The organism is uncultured Negativibacillus sp., from assembly GCF_944388365.1.
Lineage (GTDB): Bacteria > Bacillota > Clostridia > Oscillospirales > Ruminococcaceae > Negativibacillus.
The window spans coordinates 1-21,555 of the sequence record NZ_CALXIN010000012.1 but is presented as its reverse complement, the minus strand read 5'-3'; the positions used below and the strand labels follow the sequence as shown (position 1 = coordinate 21,555).

General features: G+C 48.4%; 22 protein-coding genes and 1 other annotated feature. Of the genes, 16 read left to right on the top strand and 6 right to left on the bottom strand.

Going from position 1 to position 21,555, the window contains the following annotated elements:
- Nucleotides 1-37: 37 nt before the first annotated feature.
- Entirely contained in the window at nt 38-559 is a 522-nt protein-coding gene (locus Q0L39_RS03365; RefSeq protein WP_296626925.1) for a hypothetical protein, read from the bottom strand.
- A 226-nt stretch (nt 560-785) separates the two neighbouring features.
- Nucleotides 786-1,562, bottom strand: a complete 777-nt coding sequence (locus tag Q0L39_RS03360) for a polysaccharide deacetylase family protein (RefSeq protein ID WP_296626924.1) — start codon at nt 1,560-1,562, stop codon at nt 786-788.
- A gap of 316 nt (nt 1,563-1,878) precedes the next feature.
- Here Q0L39_RS03360 and Q0L39_RS03355 point away from each other — a divergent pair, with 316 nt between their 5' ends.
- Nucleotides 1,879-2,928, top strand: coding sequence for a hypothetical protein (locus tag Q0L39_RS03355; protein ID WP_296626923.1), 1,050 nt, complete (start codon nt 1,879-1,881; stop codon nt 2,926-2,928).
- Between the two features lie 39 nt (nt 2,929-2,967).
- Here the strand turns inward: Q0L39_RS03355 and Q0L39_RS03350 are convergent, their stop codons facing one another.
- Nucleotides 2,968-3,510: a DUF3795 domain-containing protein gene (locus tag Q0L39_RS03350; RefSeq protein WP_296626922.1), complete on the bottom strand. Its 543-nt coding sequence runs from the start codon at nt 3,508-3,510 to the stop codon at nt 2,968-2,970.
- Between the two features lie 456 nt (nt 3,511-3,966).
- Here Q0L39_RS03350 and serS point away from each other — a divergent pair, with 456 nt between their 5' ends.
- The 15 genes from serS to Q0L39_RS03275 all read left to right on the top strand — a co-directional run bounded on the left by serS (nt 3,967) and on the right by Q0L39_RS03275 (nt 18,508).
- Nucleotides 3,967-5,253, top strand: coding sequence for a serine--tRNA ligase (serS, locus tag Q0L39_RS03345; protein ID WP_296626921.1), 1,287 nt, complete (start codon nt 3,967-3,969; stop codon nt 5,251-5,253).
- Nucleotides 5,254-5,685: 432 nt separating this feature from the next.
- A complete protein-coding gene (locus Q0L39_RS03340) occupies nt 5,686-6,240 on the top strand; it encodes a TIGR01440 family protein (RefSeq protein WP_296626920.1) in 555 nt (184 codons plus the stop codon).
- An 85-nt stretch (nt 6,241-6,325) separates the two neighbouring features.
- Nucleotides 6,326-6,667, top strand: coding sequence for a hypothetical protein (locus tag Q0L39_RS03335; RefSeq protein WP_296626919.1), 342 nt, complete (start codon nt 6,326-6,328; stop codon nt 6,665-6,667).
- Between the two features lie 98 nt (nt 6,668-6,765).
- Nucleotides 6,766-7,935, top strand: coding sequence for a recombinase RecA (gene recA / locus Q0L39_RS03330; RefSeq protein ID WP_296626918.1), 1,170 nt, complete (start codon nt 6,766-6,768; stop codon nt 7,933-7,935).
- Nucleotides 7,935-8,750 (top strand): RecX family transcriptional regulator, encoded by an 816-nt coding sequence (locus Q0L39_RS03325; RefSeq protein ID WP_296626917.1) that lies wholly within the window; start codon nt 7,935-7,937, stop codon nt 8,748-8,750. Before recA ends, Q0L39_RS03325 begins: the two co-directional genes overlap by 1 nt.
- Nucleotides 8,751-8,777: 27 nt before the next feature.
- Nucleotides 8,778-10,109 (top strand): 30S ribosomal protein S12 methylthiotransferase RimO, encoded by a 1,332-nt coding sequence (rimO, locus tag Q0L39_RS03320; RefSeq protein WP_296626916.1) that lies wholly within the window; start codon nt 8,778-8,780, stop codon nt 10,107-10,109.
- 69 nt (nt 10,110-10,178) lie between these two features.
- Nucleotides 10,179-10,745: a CDP-diacylglycerol--glycerol-3-phosphate 3-phosphatidyltransferase gene (gene pgsA / locus Q0L39_RS03315; protein ID WP_296626915.1), complete on the top strand. Its 567-nt coding sequence runs from the start codon at nt 10,179-10,181 to the stop codon at nt 10,743-10,745.
- Nucleotides 10,746-10,811: 66 nt separating this feature from the next.
- Nucleotides 10,812-11,342 (top strand): GNAT family N-acetyltransferase, encoded by a 531-nt coding sequence (locus Q0L39_RS03310; protein WP_296626914.1) that lies wholly within the window; start codon nt 10,812-10,814, stop codon nt 11,340-11,342.
- A gap of 84 nt (nt 11,343-11,426) precedes the next feature.
- Nucleotides 11,427-11,643 (top strand) — a binding site (T-box leader).
- A 71-nt stretch (nt 11,644-11,714) separates the two neighbouring features.
- Nucleotides 11,715-12,389: a Type 1 glutamine amidotransferase-like domain-containing protein gene (locus Q0L39_RS03305; RefSeq protein ID WP_296626913.1), complete on the top strand. Its 675-nt coding sequence runs from the start codon at nt 11,715-11,717 to the stop codon at nt 12,387-12,389.
- A 26-nt stretch (nt 12,390-12,415) separates the two neighbouring features.
- Nucleotides 12,416-13,822 carry a cysteine--tRNA ligase gene (gene cysS, locus Q0L39_RS03300; RefSeq protein WP_296626912.1) on the top strand — a complete coding sequence of 469 codons (1,407 nt, stop codon included), beginning with the start codon at nt 12,416-12,418 and terminating at the stop codon, nt 13,820-13,822.
- Between the two features lie 449 nt (nt 13,823-14,271).
- Nucleotides 14,272-15,156, top strand: a complete 885-nt coding sequence (locus Q0L39_RS03295) for a methionyl aminopeptidase (RefSeq protein ID WP_296626911.1) — start codon at nt 14,272-14,274, stop codon at nt 15,154-15,156.
- 149 nt (nt 15,157-15,305) lie between these two features.
- On the top strand, nt 15,306-15,734 hold the full coding sequence (ruvX, locus tag Q0L39_RS03290) for a Holliday junction resolvase RuvX (RefSeq protein WP_296626910.1): 429 nt from the start codon (nt 15,306-15,308) through the stop codon (nt 15,732-15,734).
- 10 nt (nt 15,735-15,744) lie between these two features.
- The gene (locus Q0L39_RS03285) at nt 15,745-16,455 is read left to right on the top strand and encodes a tRNA 2-thiocytidine biosynthesis TtcA family protein (RefSeq protein WP_296626948.1); all 711 of its coding nucleotides are present in this window, start codon (nt 15,745-15,747) and stop codon (nt 16,453-16,455) included.
- 540 nt (nt 16,456-16,995) lie between these two features.
- Nucleotides 16,996-17,460: an HIT family protein gene (locus Q0L39_RS03280; protein ID WP_296626909.1), complete on the top strand. Its 465-nt coding sequence runs from the start codon at nt 16,996-16,998 to the stop codon at nt 17,458-17,460.
- Nucleotides 17,461-17,695: 235 nt separating this feature from the next.
- Nucleotides 17,696-18,508 (top strand): hypothetical protein, encoded by an 813-nt coding sequence (locus Q0L39_RS03275; RefSeq protein WP_296626908.1) that lies wholly within the window; start codon nt 17,696-17,698, stop codon nt 18,506-18,508.
- Nucleotides 18,509-18,546: 38 nt separating this feature from the next.
- Here Q0L39_RS03275 and Q0L39_RS03270 read toward each other — a convergent pair whose 3' ends face one another.
- The 3 genes from Q0L39_RS03270 to metA form a co-directional block, all read right to left on the bottom strand.
- Entirely contained in the window at nt 18,547-19,248 is a 702-nt protein-coding gene (locus Q0L39_RS03270; RefSeq protein WP_296626907.1) for an alpha/beta hydrolase, read from the bottom strand.
- 95 nt (nt 19,249-19,343) lie between these two features.
- On the bottom strand, nt 19,344-20,177 hold the full coding sequence (locus tag Q0L39_RS03265) for a PHP domain-containing protein (protein WP_296626906.1): 834 nt from the start codon (nt 20,175-20,177) through the stop codon (nt 19,344-19,346).
- 14 nt (nt 20,178-20,191) lie between these two features.
- Nucleotides 20,192-21,124 carry a homoserine O-succinyltransferase gene (gene metA / locus Q0L39_RS03260; protein WP_296626905.1) on the bottom strand — a complete coding sequence of 311 codons (933 nt, stop codon included), beginning with the start codon at nt 21,122-21,124 and terminating at the stop codon, nt 20,192-20,194.
- Nucleotides 21,125-21,555: the final 431 nt, after the last annotated feature.

Below are 21,555 nucleotides of genomic sequence, written 5' to 3'. Positions count from 1 at the left end.
ATTAGTGTGATTTGAAAGAGAAGATGTCAAAACAGAGCTACTGGGCATCAGCAGCGGTTTGTACCAGTTTGACGACGGTTGCATTGGTGGTATCCTCACCGTCGATGGTACCGGTGTAAGTAACTTCCAGCTGGTCGCCAGCCTGCAGTTCGGTGACGCCGGTCTGATCTGCTTCAGCAGGGATGGAGAAGGTGAGCTTTGTACCGTCCTCCGTTTCAATGGTGACTGTATCATCAGCAGCTTCGGTGATGGTGCCGGTGATGGTCTGTTCTTCCGCAGTTTCTGCATCGGTTTCGGTGCCGGTTTCAGCGTCAGTGCTTTCGGTTGTTTCCGATGCTGTTTCTTCGGTTTCGCCTGTGGTTTCTTCCGAAGTTTCATCGGTGGTGTCATCCTCTGCCTGTTCGGTGGTGTCAGCATCCGTTTCTTCGTCGGTGGCAACTTCTTCGGTGGTTTCTGTCGATGTACTATTCGAAGTGGAGCTTTCTTTGCTGCTGGAAGAGCATGCAGTGACCGAAAGCATCATCATTGCCGCAAGCAAAACTGCAAAAAGATTTTTCATGGAAAAAACTCCTTTCAAATGGTGTGCAGCAGATAGACAATTACAAATTGTATATCTTGCTGCTCCTATAAGATAACGCACAAAGATGAACAGAGGATGTATAATATCAAAATAGACTGTTTTAAAAATGTAAATTCGATATTATAAAATTATTATATCAAAAACAGCCGAATAGATTAGTTTACAAAAATAAAAATATCAAATCAATGAAAATACAATAGAATTACTATTTGTTATTTTCTAAAGGGAACTGTTTGCCGGTGTGATCCACCAGACTGCTGTCGGGATAGATTAGCTCTCCTACGGGAACAGGAGTATAGCCGGCATCCTGGATGGCTTGCAGCAGTTGTGGCAGCGCCTGTGCAGTATGCTGTGCGCCTGCATGCAGCAAGAGAATCGCTCCTGGAGCGAGCTGTTGCTGCACCCGTGCGACCATCTGTTCTGTATCCAAACCCTGCCAGTCCAGCGTGTCGATGCTCCATTGAATCGGGATGCAACCGCATTGGTGGATGGTGTCGATGACCAGATCATTGTAAGAGCCGGAAGGCGGACGAAACAGGACAGGAGTCTGACCGCAGGCAGTGTAGATGTTGTTGCGGGAGTCGTTGATCTCGCTGCGAATCTCCTCCGAGGAGAGGGTGTCCATATCTCGATGGGTATTGGAGTGGCTGCCAATTTCGTGGCCTGACAGGGCAATGAGTTTTGCGGTATCGGGATATTTGCAAGCCCATTCTCCCAGAAGGAAAAAGGTCGCCTTGACGTCACAGGCATCTAAGGTGGAAAGCAGAGAAGGGATATCTGCATCGTCCCAGGCACAGTTAAAGCCGAGGGCGATTTTCTTTTCCTCGGTCTGCACCGAATAGATCGGGAGAGAACGTCCATTGGAGGAAGAAAAGGCGGAAATCAGCTTTGGTGTGGCAGCAAAACAGAACAGGGACAGCAAAATTGCCGCTGCTGCGCCGCTAAACAGCAGGGGTTTCCATTTAAAAACGATGATCTTCATAGGGATAGTGACCTCCTTTTAGCTAAGGAGTATGCGCTGAGCAGCCGTTTTAGTCGCAGAAAAACGATAAGTGTTCCCAAGGTTTTTATTCAATGGGGATAAGATACTGTTGGTGGCATCCTTTTTCATTGGATTGTACAGCAAAGAGGGAAAAAGGAGCGTATTCAGCTAATTTTACAAATCTAAAAAGTTTACAAAATACTTATACTGTGGAAATTTCTGACAGGGAAAAGCTCCTTGAAATCAAGGGAGAAATCGGATATACTAAAAGAAGGAAAAAGTGGGAAACCAAGACAATTTGTTCAGGAGGAATGTCATGAATCAACGTGTAAAGATCGCAGCGATTGTCTGTCTGGCAGGTGTTGCAGTTTTATCCACCGGTTTTTCCGCGATGACTTTGATCAGAGTCAAGCAACTGGAAGAAAATGTCAGTGCTGTCCACAATTCGGTGACCAACATTGACAGTGATATAAATTCGACGCTCAATTCGGCGGTGACTACCATCACCCAGACCGCAGAAAAAAGTGCGAGCATTGTCTCCGATTACAAGGTGATCTGGGGAGAGTGCAGCCAAAAAGATCAGACCATGCAGGTGAAGATCCGTATTCTGCCAAAGACCTACAATGACGACACGCAGGTGAGAATCCGTTACAGCGGTCATTCGGCCAAGGGTCAGGGATATGACATGGTATTTGACACCGAGGGCTTTGAGGAAAGAGTCAGCGAAGCGCAGAGGGTAGAATCCGGCGTCTATGAGGCGGAGTTAACGATACCGTTGGTGGACTATATTAGCCTAAATGCAGAGGTGCAAAACGGAGACTCCATCCAGCAGGAAAAGCTGCAGGACCAGTATTCTGCATGGGGATTATATTTACTGCATCCTCAGATGAGCGGCGGATTTGAGCAGTACAGCATTTCTGCCAGCGACAAGACCTCGATTGAATACACCGGCTTTGCACAGGTGGATCTGATGACCAGCTATGATGCAGGCGGCGTTTCCAACGAGCCGAAGATGGTGGGCGGAACAGTGAGCCTTTATCTCAACGGGGAAGAACTGGAAACAAGGGATCTGGGCGCCCAGGAAGTCGAAGTGGAAGGTGAATCCACCGAAGCTGAAAAGACGATACTGGAGGATGGATCTGTTTACAAGGTATGGAACAGCAGCGATACAAGCCATCCGACCAGCTGGACTGGCAAGATCAGCAATCTGAAGGATGGAGATGTAGTGACCTTTGTTGTCCGCATTCAGGATGAAAACGGTTTTACCTACGAAAAAGAGGTACAGCGCACCGTTTTTTATGTGAAAGACGGATGGATCAAAGGCAGCGATGACAGCAATTCATCGCAGGAAATTGTTGTGAAATAAAATAAAAAGTCCGGACAAATTTTTGTCCGGACTTTTTTGCTATTTTTGCTTTTTACGCAGACGCAGAGAAAGCCCAAGTTCATCTGCTGCCTGCTGGAGCAGAGAAGCTGCCAGAGCAGAACGCTCTTTCTGATTGAAAGATTCGGAGTTATCTAATGCGGCGATGATGGATTGCAGCCGTGTCAGTGGAAGCAGGTTGACTGCGGTGCAAAAGAGTGTTTTTTTGCGTCCGTCGTTGTAGTTTTGCAGCAGGTACAGCAGGATTTGACGTTTTTGCAGCAGCTCCTGCGTATAGGGAACGATCCCAAGCTGTCGGGCTTTTTGCAGGTCGGAAAGCTGATTTTTGTGGGTGATAAACGAATCAAATTCGGCAGCCTGACGGTAGCGGGAACAGGGAAACTGGGTACAGTCAAAGCAAAATTCCACTTTGCCATTCTCAAGGCTGCATCGGGCGATGGCGCAGGATTGGTTGCCATCTCCGCCGCCGCAGCCAGGACAATAATTTCCAAGCTGCATCGGGCAAAGGGCGCAGTTGAGGCCACAGAGGGAAAACAGCAGGTTTTTACGGACAAATCCTTTCATGGAAAAACCTCCCTGGACAAGATCTTTTAAGGGGATTATACCATATTTTGTGCAGAACAAGCAGAGGTTGTACCCCAAAAGACAGGCAATTCCAACAAAGCGCAATTTCTAAACCAAAGATACTTTACAAATGGAGAGGAGAGGGTTATAATAGCGTTGTATAAAGCAGAATATCAACAAAGCGCAGCGATGAAAAAGGTCATGTTTGCAGATCTTGCAGAGAGCCGGCGGCAGGTGAAAGCCGGCAGATCGGAAGATGATTTCCACTTTCGGAGCGTTCGGCGAGGAGCCGAGGGGTGGCGCCCCATAGCGCGCCGGTAAAGTGGCAGAAGCACTTGCTCCTGCAATTTGGGTGGCAACACGGAAAAGTTCCTTTCGTCCCATGGGTGGACGGGAGGTTTTTTTATTTTTCGGGCTGCGGCGCTCGAAACATCTGTCTATAAGGAGGATATTTTCATGTTAGACATTAAGCTGGTCAGAACAAATCCTGATCTGGTCAAAGAAAACATCAAAAAGAAATTCCAGGACGAAAAACTGGTTCTGGTGGATGAGGTGCTGGAGCTGGACAAACAGTTCCGCGATGCAAAATCGAGAGGCGACTATCTGCGCAGCCAGAGAAACAGCCTGTCCAAACAGATCGGCGGTCTGATGGCAAAAGGTCAGAAGGACGAGGCAGAGCAGGTAAAAGCACAGGTCAATGCAATGGCACAGGAGCTGGCTGACCTGGAGGTTAAGGAAGAACAGCTGACCGAAGAGATCAAAAAGCGCATGATGGTCATTCCAAATATCATCGACGAGTCGGTGCCGATCGGCAAGGACGACAGCGAAAACGTTGAGATTGAACGCTTTGGTGAGCCGGTTGTTCCGGATTATGAGATTCCATATCATGTGGACATCATGGAGCGTCTGCACGGCATTGATCTGGACAGCGCAAGAAAGACCAGCGGTACCGGCTTCTACTATCTGTGCGGCGACATTGCAAGACTGCAGTCGGCAATCCTGTCCTACGCAAGAGATTTTATGATCGACAGAGGTTTTACCTACTATATCCCACCATTCATGATCCGTTCCAGCGTTGTCAACGGCGTTATGAGCTTTGCTGAGATGGAGAACATGATGTACAAGATCGAGGGTGAGGATCTGTACCTGATCGGTACCAGCGAACACTCGATGATCGGCAAATTCATCGACACCATTCTCGACGAATCCCAGCTGCCACAGACACTGACCAGCTATTCTCCATGCTTCAGAAAGGAAGTTGGCGCACACGGCATCGAAGAGAGAGGCGTTTACCGCATCCACCAGTTCGAGAAGCAGGAAATGATCGTTGTCTGCAAACCAGAGGAGAGCATGGAGTGGTTCAAGAAACTGTGGACCAACACCGTTGATTTCTTCCGTTCTCTGGACATTCCGGTTCGTACTCTCGAATGCTGCTCGGGCGACCTTGCTGACCTGAAGGTCAAGAGCCTGGACGTAGAGGCATGGAGCCCACGTCAGCAGAAATACTTCGAGGTAGGAAGCTGCTCCAACCTGGGCGATGCACAGGCACGCAGACTGAGCATCCGCGTTAAGAACAAAGAAACCAAGCAGACCTATCTGCCGCATACCCTGAACAACACCGTTGTTGCACCTCCACGTATGCTGATCGCATTCCTGGAAAACAACCTCAACGACGACGGTTCGGTTCGCATTCCAGAGCCTCTGAGAATGTACATGGGCGGCAAAGACGTCATCCGCCCATAGTTACCTTTTCTTTGCTAAAAGAAAAGGTAACCCAAAAGAAAAGTGTTCGGCTTCGCCGCAAAGACGGGTAGCGTGAGAGCGAAACAGAAGTTTTCGTCCACCTTTTTCAAAAGGTGGTGGTGTCCAGAGGCAACGCCTTTGGCCGCCTTCCGCAGAAGGCGGAATACCTTTATCGTCAGGCGCTCATTGGGAGAGCTCGGGATTGAAAAAGGTTTTCAATCTCCTTTTCTGCAAGAGAAAAGGTTCTCGAAAGCCGATTGCAGGCAGAAACTACCCCTCAAAAATTATCCGGTGGATGATTTTTGAGCAGGCTGATTCTATATCTATTATCACACCTTAGCTTTGTGCGAAATGGAAGATTCAGCACACGGTATTCTGTAGAGTGCTACAAACTAAAACAATAAAATCAGACAAAGAAAGGAGTTGCTTATTATGGAACTTGATTTACAGGTAATCAAACAGCAGGTGGAGCACGTTACTGAGGAGCTTTTGAAAGTGGCAAACCTAAAAGCAGGTGATGTTTTCGTGCTGGGATGCAGCTCCAGCGAAATCTGCGGCGGACATATCGGCAAAGCTTCCAGTGCGGAAGTCGGTGAAACCGTCATCGACGCTATCCTGCCAATCCTGAGAGAAAAGGGAATTTACCTTGCTGTTCAGGGCTGTGAGCACATCAATCGTGCGCTGGTCATTGAGCGGGAAGCGGCAGAAAAATATGGCTTTGAGATTGTCACCGTAAAACCGGCGCTTCATGCGGGCGGCGCCTGCTCGGTAGCAGCCTATGCCAAAGCAAAGGACCCTGTAATGGTGGAGCACGTTGTTGCCAAAGCAGGAATGGACATCGGCGATACCTTTATCGGGCAGCACATCAAACATGTGCAGATTCCGGTCCGTCTGGACTTGAAGGAAATCGGCGGCGCTCATGTCACCTTTGTCCGCAGCCGTCCAAAGCTGATCGGTGGTCCGAGAGCAGAATATCCAGAGGCATAAGCCTTATGAAAAAAGCTGACCGGAAGGTCAGCTTTTTTCAACTTATTATCTTTGTGCAGAGAGCCAGACCGCACAGTGGAGAAAGGTGTGGGAAATAGAATTTCTGGCAGCAAAGTATTTTTTGTGGGAATGGAAAATAGAAAACAAAAACCGGTTTTGCTCCAAAGTACTGCTAAAAATAGAGGATCATAAAAAGCAGTCAGAGGGAAAAACAGGTTTTTTCGGAAGACAATGGATAGGAGACATCATGGAAAAGAAACAGGTACTGAAAAAGGTCACATTGAGAATAAACAAAGAGCTGGGGAAACAGCTGGAGCAATTTGCAAAGGGGGAAGGAATCAGCCGGCAGGAGGCCGTCGGAATACTGGTGCAGTTTGCGATGGACCATCAGAAAAAAACGGATCCATCCGAGGAAACGCTTTCCTGACAGCGTGCCTTGCCTTTTAACAGAGGATGTAATATAATAAGAAGAAGCTTAAAGATCAAAAATTTACCCTATGGTTTTGATAAGAACAGGAGGACAATATGGCAGAATCCGAAAAAGAAAAAGCCCTTCAAACAGCACTGGCACAGATTGAAAAACAGTTTGGTAAAGGTGCTGTGATGAAGCTGGGACAGAATTCGTCCCTGAATGTAGAAGCAATCCCGACCGGTTCGCTTTCGCTGGATATTGCGCTGGGAATCGGCGGCGTTCCGCGCGGAAGAATCATCGAGATTTACGGTCCGGAAAGTTCCGGTAAAACCACCGTCGCTCTGCACATCGTTGCCGAAGCACAGAAGATGGGCGGTGAAGCCGTATTCATCGACGTTGAGCACGCGCTCGATCCGGTCTATGCGCAGGCACTGGGCGTAGACATTGATTCGCTGCTGGTTTCGCAGCCGGATACCGGTGAACAGGCGCTGGAAATCTGCGAGGCACTGGTGCGTTCCGGCGCGATCGACGTGGTTGTTGTCGACTCGGTAGCAGCGATGACCACCAAGGCAGAGATCGAAGGCGAGATGGGCGACTCGTTCGTCGGCTTGCAGGCAAGATTGATGTCCCAGGCACTGAGAAAGCTGACCGGTGCAATCTCCAAATCCAATGCAGTCTGCATCTTTATTAACCAGCTGCGTGAGAAAATCGGCGTGATGTACGGCAATCCGGAAACTACTCCTGGTGGTCGTGCGCTGAAGTTCTATTCCTCGGTACGTCTGGACATCCGCAAAAAGGACCCGATCAAAGAGGGCGGCGAGGTTATCGGCAACCTGACCAAGGTCAAGGTCGTCAAAAACAAGGTGGCTCCTCCGTTCAGAGAGGCAGAATTTGATATTATGTACGGCGAAGGCATCTCCCGTGAGGGCGAGGTCATCGACCTGGCAGTCAAGCTGGATATCATCAAGAAGTCCGGTTCCTGGTACAGCTATCAGGACAACCGTATCGGTCAGGGCCGCGACAAGGTAAAACAGTATCTGAAGGACAATCCAGAATTCTGTGAGCAGATTGCTAAGGAAGTTATGGCACAGAAGGATCGTCTGCTGGCTACCAACAAAGCAACCAAGAAGAAGGAAAAGGACGAGGAACCGGCAACGGTTCAAGAGCCTGTCGAGGAGACACCGGTACCACAGGAAGCAGTGATTGCCGACATGGAGGATGATTTTGGCACACCGAAATCTTCGGCAAGCAAGCTGATCGACATTGAGGCGGACGATAAATAATGCTGCGCACCATCACAGCCCTGAAGGAAACAAAACAGGGGAGAATGGCGATCTTTTTTGACGATGTGTTCGACTTTTCGGTGGATGAGGAAACGCTGGTCCGACATAAGCTCAAGGTCGGACAGAAGTTTACTCCTGAGCAGTACGAACAGCTCAAAAGTGAAACGCAGTATCAGAAGGCAAAGGAAAAGGCGTTTTCGCTGCTGTCCTACAAATCCTTTCCGCGCAGACAGCTCAAGGAGCGGTTAGAGCGGGATTTTTCTGAGGATTGCGTGGAGGATGTACTCGACCGCTTGCAGGAGCTGGGCCTGTTAAATGACGCCGACTATGCGCTGCGCTGTGCAAGGGATTTGTTTGCGCTCAAACATTATGCGCCGTCGCGGGTTCGGCAGGAGCTGGCTGCACGAGGCATCGGGTCAAACGACATCGAGGACGTCATGGAAGAATTTTCAGATTTTGATGCATCTGCGGCGGTGCTTGGGCTTCTGGAGCGGAAGTACGGCGATTCCCTTCGGGAGGAAAAGGTGCGCCGCCGCGCGTTTGCGGCGCTGATGCGCTTAGGATACGAGCCGGACGACATCCGTGCCCAGATGGCACAGCTGCTTTCTACCCTTCCACCGGAGGAAGAAGAACAGGAGGAAGCAAAAGAGCGGGACACGCTGGGAGAGATCCGTGCGCTGCTCTTAAAAAAGTACGGAGGTGTGCTGGGCGACCAGAAAGGCAACGATCGGGCGATCCGTGGACTGATGCGCAAAGGCTATCATTACGGGGAAATTCGACAGGTATTAAACGAGATTTTGGAAGAGATGGAATAAACTACAAATTTTGGAAAGGAAAAAATTATGGCAGTAAAAGTTGGAATGGTATCTCTGGGCTGCTCGAAGAATCAGGTCGATGCAGAGATTCTGCTTGCGCTGATGGTCAACAACGGCTATGAGCTGTGTGCCGACGCGCAGCAGTGCGATGTGGTGATTATCAACACCTGCGGCTTTATCGAGGACGCAAAAAAAGAGTCGATCGAAACCATCTTTGAGTTTGCTCAGCTGAAAGCACAGGGCAAGGTCAAGGTTCTGGTTGTCACCGGCTGTCTGGCAGAACGTTACCGCGAGGAACTGGTCAATGAAATTCCAGAGGCGGATGTCGTCTTAGGCATCGGCAAGAACAGGGACATCGCAAAAGCGGTCAAAGAGGCGCTGGACGGTCAGCGCGTGGCAGCGTTTGGCGACAAGGCAGACCTGCCGCTCAACGGCGACAGAGTGCTGAGCACCGAAAAATATTCGGCTTACTTAAAGATTGCAGAGGGCTGCGACAACAAGTGCAGCTACTGTGCGATTCCGCTGATTCGCGGCGGCTTCCGTTCCAGAAAGATGGAGGACATCCTGGAGGAAGCAAGAGGACTGGCAGCAAGCGGCGTGAAGGAATTAAACCTCGTTGCACAGGATACCACCAAGTATGGACAGGATCTGTACGGGGAGTATTCGCTCGACAAGCTGCTGACCGAGCTGTGCAATATTGACGGATTCCACTGGATCCGTGTCCTCTACGGTTATCCGGACCGTGTGACCGATGGTTTGCTGGAAGTCATGGCAAAAGAGCCAAAGGTGGTTAAATACATCGACCTGCCGCTGCAGCACGCAAACGAAAAGGTTCTGCGTGAGATGAACCGCAACGGCAGCTATGAATCGTTACTGGCACTGATGCAGAAAATCCGTGACAAGGTTCCAGGCGTGGTACTGCGCACCACCTTTATCGCCGGTTTCCCAGGAGAGACCGAGGAGGAATTTGCACAGCTGTGCGAATTTGTGCGCGCTGTCCGTTTTGAGCGCATGGGCTGCTTTGCTTACTCCACCGAGGAGGATACACCGGCAGGCGAGCGTGAGGATCAGATCGACCTTGAGGTTCGCAGACACCGTGCAGACCTCATCATGGAGGAGCAGATGGACATCGCCTTTGAGCTGGGCAAGTCACTGGTCGGCAAAAAGCTGGAGGTTCTGGTTGAAGGTTACGACGACGAGCAGCAGATGTATGTCGGCCGCAGCTATATGGATGCGCCGGACATCGACACCAAAACCAGCTTTGTGACCGAGAGCGAGGATATTAAGCCAGGCGACTTTGTCTGGGTGGAAATCTTGGATTCGGTCGGATATGATCTGATCGGTCGACAGGTTTTATGATACAAAAAGGAAAATAATAATAGATTATTGCTGATTGTATCAAAAAAGTGAGTTAAAGAAGGTTTCAAAATGAATTTACCAAACAAATTGACCATGCTGCGAATCCTGATGATTCCGGTGTTTATGGTGTTTGTGGAGCTGGAAGTGCTGCCAAACCATCTGCTGTGGGCATTTGTTGTATTTGTGGTGGCCTCGCTGACCGATATGCTGGACGGCAAGATCGCGAGAAAATATAACCTTGTCACCGATTTTGGAAAGTTTATGGACCCACTGGCGGACAAAATTCTGGTGACGGCAGCGCTGGTCTACTTCATCCCGCTGGGACTGGCTCCGGCATGGGTGGTCATCCTGATTCTGGCAAGGGAATTTCTGGTGACCTCGCTGCGGCTGATTGCGTCGGGCAAGGGAATCGTCATTGCAGCGGACAAATGGGGCAAGTACAAAACTGCCACTACCATGGTGTGGATTGCGTACTCCCTGCTGATGACAAACTTTATGCAGAATATGTCGCAGGGAATTTCGAGCATCTGCTACGGCATCCATATCGCACTGATGGTTTTGTCGCTGGCGCTGACCATGATCTCCGGTGCAAATTATCTGTGGAAAAATCGTGCGCTGATCGCGCAGGCAAAGTAGGAACAAGCAAGGCTGTCGGCTGCTGCCGGCAGCCTTATGTTTTGCTGCGGGCGGAAAGGAGAAGGCATGAAGGAAAAACTGGTGCATCCAGCCTGGGAATACTGCGAACAATGTGCAGAATTGCTGCGGGAACGGAAGGCGTCCGGAGAGAAAATCCATCCAGGAGCGCTGCGGCGCTGTCCCTGTTTGCAAAATTCCAACCTTTCCCGAAGAAATTGGGAGAACTGGCTTGCGGAGGAACAGCAGCAAGGTCAGCAGCTCTTTTTTCTTCTGCGGGAGGATGGCAAGCTGCTGGGTGCAGTCAGCATCCGTCCGCAGGAGCGGGGAGAGAATCTTCGGATCAACGGGCACTGCGGATATGGAATCCGACCGTCGGAGCGAAGAAAGGGTTATGCGGTTGAAATGCTCAGTATGGCGGTAAAGCTGCTGCAGGAGCAGGGAGTGATGCCGGTGATTGTTACCTGTGACAGGGAAAATATCGCTTCGGAAAAAACAATCAGGCGGTGTGGAGGCGTGCAGGTTGGAGAGATACCAGACCCTGACACCGGAGGAAGAAACCGGATTTTTGAGATTAGCATACCGAAGAATAAGGAATAGAAAAATATTTTTTGCAAAGGTGGTTTTTCCCCACTTGCAATCGCAGGGGAAATATGGTACGCTGATTAAACAATCAGGATCAAGGCAAAAGCGATGATGCAGGAGAAGTAGGAAAGAATTTTCCCCGACAGAGAGACCGGAACAGGTGAGAGCCGGTCAGGAAAGGATTCTTTTTGAATGCACCTGCGAGCTGTCCTCTGGAAAGCAGATACAAGCGAGTATAGAGGGACGTGGCCCCTGCGTTAAAGGGAAGAGCGATAAATTTGAAGTGGAACCGCGGAATTGTTACGCCGCCTTCATCTGCCAGCAGGCAGGTGAAGGCGGTTATTTTTATGTTCTGAAAAATCGGTCGAGAGAAGGGAGGAAGGAACGATGGGAACCTATATTCTGACTAGCCTGTTTCCAAATGGAATTGGAGAACAGTTAGCGGATGTGCTGCGGGAGCTGATTGTGAAGCGGGGGCATTTTGCATTTATAGCGTCGGATTTTCGCAAGGAAGCGCAGGAAGAAACCGATCATCACGCACAGGGAATTGGCAATCTGTTGGAGAGTATCGGGATCCGTTTTGAGCGGTACAGCATCATTGATGCGCGGATGAGCCCTGAACAGGCCAGAAAAGAAGTGGAGCATGCCGACGTCGTGTGGCTGGCCGGCGGAGATACGCCGACCGAGTATGCAGCGATGAAGGAGTACGGTTTATGCGAGGTGCTGCAGCAGCACACGGGAGTTATCATCGGAATGAGCGCGGGCAGCATCAACATGGGCAGGGAGGCGGTTTGCACGCTGACCTGTGGTCACGACCGGCAGCAGGTGTATCCGGCGCTGGGACTGGTGGAGTGGTCGGTGGAACCGCACTTTCATCCCGACGGTCCGCTGGAGGAACTATTGGAGCTGTCCAAAAGCTACTGCATCTACGGTTTATGTGATGAAGGAGCGATTCTCCGTGTAGATGGTGCATATCGTTTTTACGGAGAGATTTATCGGATGCAGGATGGAAAAATAGAACCGGTGAACAGTTTGCCGGTATCCGAAAATTTGTCATTATAACCAGGTCTGAAAGGAGAGATTCTCTTATGAAAATATTCAACACCTTAACCAGAGAAAAAGAGGAGTTTGTACCGATTGAACCAGGCAAGGTCAAAATGTATGCCTGCGGACCGACGGTATACAACTTTATTCATATCGGAAATGCGCGTCCAATCTGCGTGTTTGATACCATGCGCAGATATTTGGAGTTCAAAGGCTACGACGTTACCTTTGTGCAGAACTTCACCGACATTGATGACAAGATCATCAAAAAGGCAAACGAAGAGGGTGTGACCGCAAAGGAAATCGCAGAGCGTTACATCAATGAATATCTGACCGATACCAAGGGACTGGGCATCCGTGAAGCAACCATCCATCCAAAGGCAACCGAAACCATCGACGAGATCAAGCACATTGTGGAAACGCTGGAGGACAAGGGATTTGCCTATGAGGCAAACGGCGACGTTCTGTTCCGCACCAAGAAGGACCCAGGTTATGGAAAGCTGTCCCATCAGCCATTGGAGGAGCTGGAGAGCGGCGCACGCATCAGCGTCGGCGAACACAAGGAGGACCCGCTGGACTTTGTACTGTGGAAATCGGCAAAACCAGGGGAACCGCATTGGTCTTCCCGCTGGGGCGAGGGTCGTCCAGGCTGGCACATTGAATGTACCGCGATGATTCACAAACATCTGGGCGAAACCATCGACATCCACTGCGGCGGTCAGGACCTGATCTTCCCACATCACGAAAACGAGATTGCACAGTCCGAGTGCTGCACCGGCAAGGAATATGCACACTACTGGATGCACAACGGCTACATCAACGTGGACAACAAAAAGATGAGCAAGTCGCTGGGCAACTTCTTTACCGTTCGTGAAGTAGCGGAGAAATACGGCTATGAGCCAATCAAATACATGATGCTATCCGCACATTACAGAAGCCCGATCAACTACAATCTGACCATCATCGAGCAGTGCAAGGCAGCGCTGGAACGTCTGCACAACTGCCGCGACAATCTGGACTTTGCCATCAAAAATGCGCTGCCGGAAACAACCGATGCAGCTGCGGATGAGGCATTCAAACAGCAGGTGGATGCAAGAAAGGCACAGTTTATCGAAGTGATGGACGACGACCTCAACACTGCAGATGGTATTGCTGCAGTCTTTGACCTGGTTCGCGACATCAACACCTTCATCGCAGTGCCAAGAGCAAAAGAGGCGCTCTCTTATGCAAGCGAAATGTTCGACCATCTGGTCACCGATGTACTGGGTCTGCTGTACGACCGCAAGGAGGACAGTCTGGATGCAGAGATCGAGGCACTGATCGAACAGCGTCAGCAGGCAAGAAAAGAGAAAAACTTTGCACTGGCTGACAAGATCCGTGATGATCTGAAAGCACGCGGAATCGTTTTGCTGGATACTCCACAGGGCGTAAAATGGAAGATGGAACAGTAAGTATAAAAAACACATCCTGTTTATCAGGATGTGTTTTTTTGATGCAGAGGCAATCCTTGCAAAGAGACGCAATGATTTTTATTGAGGCTTACAAAAAGATTGACTTTTTTACTGATTTTAGCACAAGAAACCTTGCATTCGATACATTGCTGCGGTATACTGAAAACAAAAGCCGATGGTTTTGGTATATCTTTTGAGCACGCAACAAAATGAAGGAGACTTTACAATCCGAGGATCAATTTAAACATTTAAAAGTAAGGTTTTTTGCGAGGAAACAGTTCTCATTTTACTGTGATGCGGTCAAAAAATACGGCTTCGGCGGGATTGACAGGAAAGCTGGTATTTATCAGAGAAGGTTATATTCGGCACACAGTTTTGCCAATGAGACGTGCTTGGAAATGACTGTGCTTATTCACTGATGCAAAGAGATTTTAGTTAAGGAGGAAAGAATGATGTCCGAGAAAAAACTGGGCCGCAATGACCCATGCTGGTGCGGCAGCCAGAAAAAATACAAACATTGTCACATGGATTTTGATGAAAAAATCGACCATTTTCGCAGAGAGGGACATATTGTCCCCAATCATGAGATGATTAAAACACCGGAGCAGCTGGAAGGCATCCGTCAGAGCAGCAAGATCAACATTGCAGTGCTTGATCTGGTGGCGGAAAAGATTCATGCAGGGATGACCACCGAGGAAATCGACCAGATCGTTTACAACGAAACAACCCGTCTGGGCGGTATTCCGGCGCCGCTCAACTATGAGGGGTTTCCGAAGAGCGTCTGCACTTCGATCAACGATCAGGTTTGCCACGGCATTCCTTCGGAAAAAATTGTACTTCGCGACGGAGACATCATCAACGTCGATGTTTCCACCATCTACAACGGTTATTTTTCCGATTCGTCCAGAATGTTCTGCATCGGAGAAGTATCCGAGGCTGCTGCCCATCTGGTGAAGGTGGCAAAAGAATGTGTGGAACTGGGACTGAAAGAAGTGAAGCCCTGGGGCTTTTTGGGAGACATCGCGCAGGCGGTTTCCGACCATGCACACAAAAACGGATTCACTGTCGTTCGGGAGATCGGCGGTCACGGCATTGGACTGGAGTTTCATGAGGACCCATGGGTCGGCTATGTCGGCAAGCGCGGCACCGACATGCTGCTGGTGCCAGGAATGGTCTTTACCATTGAGCCGATGGTAAACGAAGGCAGCTACCACGTCAAGATGGACGAAAACGGTCAGGACTGGGTGGTAATCACCAGCGACGGCAAGCTGAGTGCACAGTGGGAGATTACCGTAGCGGTCACCGAGGACGGCTACGAGGTATTGACCTACTAGGTGTCAAGACAAAAAGAGGTAGAAGCGGTCAGCATTTGCTGGCCGCTTTTGATGTCCGGCGTTATTTGGATGGGCAAGATACTTATTGCAAATCAGAAGTGGGTATGGTATCCTGAGGTACAGAAATTGACAGGGAAAGGCGGAAAAGTATGAAAATCATGTCGGTGGATTTTGGCGATTCCAGAACGGGAATTGCCATCTGTGATAAAAGTGAATTGCTGGCAAGTCCGGTGTGTGTGGTGGAGGAAAAGCACTTCCCGACGACCATCCAGAAGGTAGCAAAGCAGGCGGAGGAACAGGGCGCAGAGCTGGTTGTTGTGGGACATCCACTCAACATGGACGGCTCCAAAGGACCGCGTGCGCAGCTGTGCGAGGAATTTGCCGAGAAGCTCGAGGAGCTTGTTTCGGTGCCGGTGGTATTATGGGATGAACGTCAGACGACCGTCTCGGCGATTGGATTTTTAAACGAAACCAACACCCGCGGCAAAAAGCGAAAGCAGGTGATCGACGCGGTAGCGGCGACAATCATTCTGGAAAACTATCTGGCATACCGCAGAAATCATCGCGAGGAGGAATAGGATGGGTGCAATGCAGAAGCTGTGCGGTTTGATGCGCAGAGCGATTGAAAAATACGAGATGATTCAGCCTGGAGACAGGATTGCCGTCGGTGTATCGGGCGGCAAGGATTCGGTGGCGCTGCTCTATGGGCTTGCAAAGCTGCGGGAATACATTGGGATTGATTATGAAGTGGTCGCCATCACGCTGGACCCCTGCTTTGGTGGAGTGGAGACCGATTATTCTCCGATCGCAAAGTTATGTGAGGAACTGGGAGTGCCTTATGTACTCAAGCGAACCGAGATTGGACAGATCGTCTTTGATGTGCGCAACGAAAGCAATCCATGTTCTTTATGTGCGCGGATGCGCCGCGGTTGTTTACACGATGCAGCCAAGGAAAACGGCTGCAACAAGATTGCGCTGGGGCACCATTACGACGATGCAATCGAGACGTTTATTATGAATCTATTCCAGGAGGGACGGGTTGGGTGTTTCCAGCCGGTGACCTATCTTTCGAGGAAGGATCTGACGATGATCCGTCCGATGGTGATGGCAGAGGAGAGCATGATCTCGGCGGCGGTACATCACGAGGGTTTACCGATTGTCAAGAGCAAGTGTCCGGCGGACGGCAACACCAACCGTGAGCGCACCAAGGAATGGGTGCGGATGATGGACAAGGAGCACAAGGGATTTAAAAAGCGGATCTACGGTGCAATGGAACGAGGCCATATCTCCGGTTTCTAGTTTACCTTTTCTTTGCTAAAAGAAAAGGTAAAGCCAAAAGAAAAGTGTTTTGGAGAATGGAGCGCAGTGACATTCTCGGGGGCAATGAGAAGAAAATCAATTTGAGCATAGAGTAAAAACATTGCCCTGCTGAGCCTGCACGCAGTTTCGCGTTCGGGTTTACAGTGAGGATTTACTGTTGAGCCCGCGGACGGAGGAAAGGCGGATTTGTTGCGCAGAAAAGAGGACAAAATATGTCCCATATTTGTCCCACCAAAAGAAAAGTGTTTCGGAGAATGGAGCGAAGCAATATTCTCAGGGGTAAAGGTGACGGTTAGAGCAAACAGCTCAAATCAAAATAATTTGCTGTCACCACGAGAATTGAATTTGATTCAACTCTCCGAAAATGGAAAGTGAAACATGGTTCATTCGCCCACGGTGCAAAGACAGGTGGTCTGTGTAAACAGGCAAGTGTCTAATGTGAGCGATTGTCGGGTGTGGAGCCTAAAGTGACACATCTTTATAGAGCAGTTAAACAAATCCAAAGTCGGAGGAAATACAGTGAAAAGATGCGAATGGTGTAATCTATCTGAAGAGGACAAGAAGTATTTATTATTAGATGCCAAGTATTGGACTGTTTACCTTGCGGATGAACAAGATTATATCGGACGGTGCATTATAGTATTAAAACGTCATTGTGGTTCTTTGTCGGAACTCAAAGATGATGAATGGATGGAACTTTTTCTGTTGATAAAGAAATATGAAAAATGCATAAAAGCAGTTTTCAATGCAGAGCACTTTAATTGGAGCTGTTTAATGAACAGTTTTTATAAGTCACCGGAGCCATGTCCACATATGCATATTCATGTCAGACCGAGATACAAAAATCCAGTTGTCATCAATGGTAATACTTATGTGGATAGTAATTTTGGACATCACTACTCAAGAGGAAGATCCGAACAAATGTGCAGCAAAGAGGATGTTCAAACCATATATGGATTATTGAAAAAGTGGCTGAATTCGTAAATTCCAGTTTTAACGTGGTGAGAGAATCTGCCAGAGAACAGGAACAGACTTCGGATAGATGGTACGATTGAGCGCTATGATAAGATGATGGAGAAAATAAAACAGTATCAGCTATAACAAGAACCCCTGAGGAAATTGTTTCCTCGGGGGTTCTGTATACTATGAGTTTTTTTTAGTATAAAAGCGTGGTAGAATGAGGTTGGAGAGATATTGGAAAATAAGGAGGGAGGAAGAAATGATGAACAGGTACAAAAAGAGGATAGTCATAGTGGTTTTGCTGTTGATTGTATGCGTGGCGGGGATTTTTCTTGTATATATCATCAGCAAAGAAGGTGGAACGCAAATAACAATGGAACAGGAGAGTAAGCAGACAGCAGATTCGAAGTATGGAATTGAAAATTTTGTTGCTCTTAACATACCATATGAAGAATCATCCGTTATGCCGTATGCAGAAAAGGAAGAAGTCAAATTAGGGAAAGACCTGTTAAATGATGCTTTAATTTCCGAAATAAAAAAAGTAAATCCTGACTTTGAGACGGAATATTATTTAGTCATCTACAATCCGTCGGGAGGTTTGCTCTTTTTGTCAAAGGTAATTCCTACAAAATATGGAAATGTTTTTGCGGGAGTTGGATATACCATTTATATTGAGAATGGCATGGCATTGGAATTAACTTATACGGATAGTCCCATTCAGAAGAAATGGAAGCAAGAGGAGACTATTTCAGAAAGAATACAGGATTTTGTGGAGAGTGGTGGAGAGAATGTTCAACTGCCTGATATTCCGAATGCGCTGGTAGAGATAGACGAAGATCAGGTCTTTTACAGCTACGATGCCGAAACGGATGAGCTTACTTATACAGTGGGTTATGAAATAACCCATCTGGATGAAGATGGGGCATTATCAACGGGCGAGATTGTGGTACAGATTCCGTCAAATGAAGAGCGGTGGACAGATAAAATATTTCTGATTGTATCAGGAAGTATTGTTTTTGTTCTGATGAGCTTTCTCTGTCTGGGCAAATTTAAAATCAACAAGGAAAAGTAAGAAAACCCCTGAGGAAATTGTTTCCTCGGGGGTTAGTGTTAGATACAGACTTTGAACCAACTTTCCAGAACAGAAAGATCGTGCTCGGTATGAAAGTAATGTTCCGATTCTGGGGAGAGGGTAAGGCTACAATGATACTGCTCAACAAAGCTTTGGAGGGTTTGTGGGCTGCACAAAGTATCTTTAGCACCGGAAAGAATCCAGGTTGGAGTATTCCAGCGGGAAACGGGGTGCTCCTTTACATAACAGTAGTAATCCCAATAGAGCGTTTGTCCAATCGGAGTAGAAATGGTCTGTTCCTGATACAGTTGTTCTTCACTGATGCCAAAAGCCGCCATCATCCCTTGAATGATTTCCAACATATTCAGAACCGGAGAGAGGAACAGGGCACGCTGAAGAGAAATATTCTGAAGTGCGGTCAGACTGAAGTATGCACCAATACTGTTAGCAAAGAGCGAGACGTTCTTCCAATGGACAGAAGTATAGTCGATAATTTGATGCAATTCCTGTACACAGGTCTGTACCTTACAGAGGGTTGCTTCTTCTTTGCGATCGCCATGTTCCGGCAGATCAAAGCTGAGAACCTGATAACCTTTGGCAGAGGCAACTTTGGCTAAAATTTGAATTGGAACATCCGTCTTGGAAGACAGGTTTCCATGGACGGTGAGAATAATTTTATCGGACGGATTTCCCCATAAAACACAGGGAATATGATGCAAATAAAAAGTGTTCATAAGCAAACTCCTTGATTTCAGATGATGTGGTTATAAATGGGAGTTTGATAGTTGTGCGTTCTTTGATAATTCCTTCTTTCCGTAGATGATACCAGTTTGGTTTATTTCCAAAGATACAAGCGCTGATCCTCTACCGAGGCCTCACCGATGTGATAGAAGATGCCGTCGATCTCCTCCTGGAAGGTGCCGTGGCAGTCGCCGCCGCAGGTGATGAAAAGCTGATGCTGCCGGCAGAAATCGACGCAGCGCCTGCGATATTCCGGCGAATGAGCCGGATAATAGCATTCCACGCCCTGTACGCCCGCACAGACCGTTTTTGCAAGATTTTCCTCCAGCTTATCATCGAGTGCAAAGTAGTTTCCTGGATGGGCAAGGACGGCATAGCCGCCGGCCTCCCGAATGGTGCGGCAGGTATCCTGCATCGAAGGAAAAGAGCTCTTTTCATAGGTGACATGGTAGCGGGTATACAGTGCCATGACCTCGTCAAAGTCGCTGGCAAGTCCTCGGTCGATGAGGTAGTTGAGCCCCTTCCAGCCGCCGCGGGAAGGATCGTTCTGATAGGAGAGGTAGTCAGGGGTGGAAACTGGAAGTTGAGGGTCCTGTTGTTCGATTGCAGCGATGAGCCGGTCGCTCATCTGATCGAGCACCAGGCGGGCATCTTCCAACAGTTTCCGCAGTCCGTTGTGGAAAATATCGACCTGATAGCCCAGCACGTGATAGCTTTTTCCATCGAGGATACAATCAATCTCAACGCCAGGGATACATTGCAGTCCATATTTTTGGGCAGCCTGCATCGCTTCGGGATAGGCGGAGAGCAGATTGTGGTCGGTGATCGAAAAGCAGCCGATCTGTTTTTGCTTACACAAAGCGGCAATCTGTTCAGGGGACCAGGTTCCGTCCGAATGCCAGGAGTGAATATGGAGGTCATACAGCATGGAAATGCTCCTTTCTATCGTTGCGGGTCCAGGCGCATCGAGCACAGGTCATACGGTGTGGACTGGTATACATAGTAGTTGAGCCAGTTGGAATAAAACAGATAGGCATGACTGCGCCAGGTGCGGATTGGTTTTTGGGTCGGATCGTCATTGGGAAAATAATGATAGGGAAGTTCCACAGTATCGAGTTTGCCAAGATCGCGGAAGTATTCTTCTGCAAGGGTGTTTGCCTCGTATTCGGAGTGGCCAAAGATAAAAATTTGGCGTCCGTTATGGTTAGAAACAATATTTACGCCTGCAATGGGAGAAGAGGAGAGGATATACAGGCCCTCGACCGAACGGATCTCCGATTCGCGCACCTCAGTGTGGCGGGAATGAGGCATCCAGTAAACTTCGTCAAAGCCGCGCAGCAGAGGAACGGTCTTATCGTGCATGGTATGAGGAAAAACGCCAAACATCTTTTTGGGCAGCTGAACTTTGCGCAGGCCATAATGATAATGGAGTGCGGCCTGAGCACCCCAACAGATATGCAGAGTGGAATGAACGTGCGATTTAGACCATTCCATGATGCGGCAGAGTTCCGGCCAGTATTCGACCTGCTCAAATTCCAGATGTTCAACCGGTGCGCCGGTGATAATCATTCCATCGAAGTTTTGATCCTTCAATTCATCGAAGGTTTTATAAAATTTAAGCAGATGTTCCTGCGGCGTGTTTTTTGGGAGGTGGGAGGAGGTTTGCATCAATTCGATGTTTACCTGAAGAGGAGTATTGCTGAGCATTCGGAGAAGCTGACGTTCGGTATCAATCTTTTTTGGCATTAAATTTAGAATTAAAATATGCAGTGGACGGATATCCTGGGAGGCTGCGCGCTTTTCAGACATGATAAAGATGTTTTCTTTTTCAAGAGTCTGCCATGCGGGCAGGTCGTTTGGAATATTGATCGGCATAAAAGTTCCTTCTTTCTCAAGAGCAATTTTGTAACACAGGTTGTCCTCTATGGGGTTATTTTACAATAGAGAGGGAGCTTTTTCAATGATTTTACGGATTGTGGCTTTAAGGAGAGGGCTAAAAAAACCGCATAAACAAGGGAAAAAGTGGGGGCGACCCCACTTTTTTCAAAAAATGGCAATTTTTTTGAAAAAAAGTGTTGACAAATAGATTTGGGCGTGGTATTATATATGAGCTGTCAGCGAGACAGCGACACGCAAGGCTCTCAAAACCGCATGGTTGAGCCAAAAGTTAAGAAAAGCGCTCCTCAAGTTACTGAGATTCGAACGAAAAAGAATCTCAAAAATAATTTGAAAAAAGTGCTTGACAAACTCAAAACCGCGTGATATAATAAATGAGTTCACTTCGGTGAATGAAACGCGAGCTTACG

Coding starts and splice junctions, on each gene's coding strand:
- Q0L39_RS03365 (WP_296626925.1), bottom strand. CDS start 559: ATGAAAAATCTTTTTGCAGTTTTGCTTGCGGCAATGATGATGCTTTCG.
- Q0L39_RS03360 (WP_296626924.1), bottom strand. CDS start 1,562: ATGAAGATCATCGTTTTTAAATGGAAACCCCTGCTGTTTAGCGGCGCA.
- Q0L39_RS03355 (WP_296626923.1), top strand. CDS start 1,879: ATGAATCAACGTGTAAAGATCGCAGCGATTGTCTGTCTGGCAGGTGTT.
- Q0L39_RS03350 (WP_296626922.1), bottom strand. CDS start 3,510: ATGAAAGGATTTGTCCGTAAAAACCTGCTGTTTTCCCTCTGTGGCCTC.
- serS (WP_296626921.1), top strand. CDS start 3,967: ATGTTAGACATTAAGCTGGTCAGAACAAATCCTGATCTGGTCAAAGAA.
- Q0L39_RS03340 (WP_296626920.1), top strand. CDS start 5,686: ATGGAACTTGATTTACAGGTAATCAAACAGCAGGTGGAGCACGTTACT.
- recA (WP_296626918.1), top strand. CDS start 6,766: ATGGCAGAATCCGAAAAAGAAAAAGCCCTTCAAACAGCACTGGCACAG.
- Q0L39_RS03325 (WP_296626917.1), top strand. CDS start 7,935: ATGCTGCGCACCATCACAGCCCTGAAGGAAACAAAACAGGGGAGAATG.
- rimO (WP_296626916.1), top strand. CDS start 8,778: ATGGCAGTAAAAGTTGGAATGGTATCTCTGGGCTGCTCGAAGAATCAG.
- pgsA (WP_296626915.1), top strand. CDS start 10,179: ATGAATTTACCAAACAAATTGACCATGCTGCGAATCCTGATGATTCCG.
- Q0L39_RS03310 (WP_296626914.1), top strand. CDS start 10,812: ATGAAGGAAAAACTGGTGCATCCAGCCTGGGAATACTGCGAACAATGT.
- Q0L39_RS03305 (WP_296626913.1), top strand. CDS start 11,715: ATGGGAACCTATATTCTGACTAGCCTGTTTCCAAATGGAATTGGAGAA.
- cysS (WP_296626912.1), top strand. CDS start 12,416: ATGAAAATATTCAACACCTTAACCAGAGAAAAAGAGGAGTTTGTACCG.
- Q0L39_RS03295 (WP_296626911.1), top strand. CDS start 14,272: ATGATGTCCGAGAAAAAACTGGGCCGCAATGACCCATGCTGGTGCGGC.
- ruvX (WP_296626910.1), top strand. CDS start 15,306: ATGAAAATCATGTCGGTGGATTTTGGCGATTCCAGAACGGGAATTGCC.
- Q0L39_RS03285 (WP_296626948.1), top strand. CDS start 15,745: ATGCAGAAGCTGTGCGGTTTGATGCGCAGAGCGATTGAAAAATACGAG.
- Q0L39_RS03275 (WP_296626908.1), top strand. CDS start 17,696: ATGATGAACAGGTACAAAAAGAGGATAGTCATAGTGGTTTTGCTGTTG.
- Q0L39_RS03265 (WP_296626906.1), bottom strand. CDS start 20,177: ATGCTGTATGACCTCCATATTCACTCCTGGCATTCGGACGGAACCTGG.
- metA (WP_296626905.1), bottom strand. CDS start 21,124: ATGCCGATCAATATTCCAAACGACCTGCCCGCATGGCAGACTCTTGAA.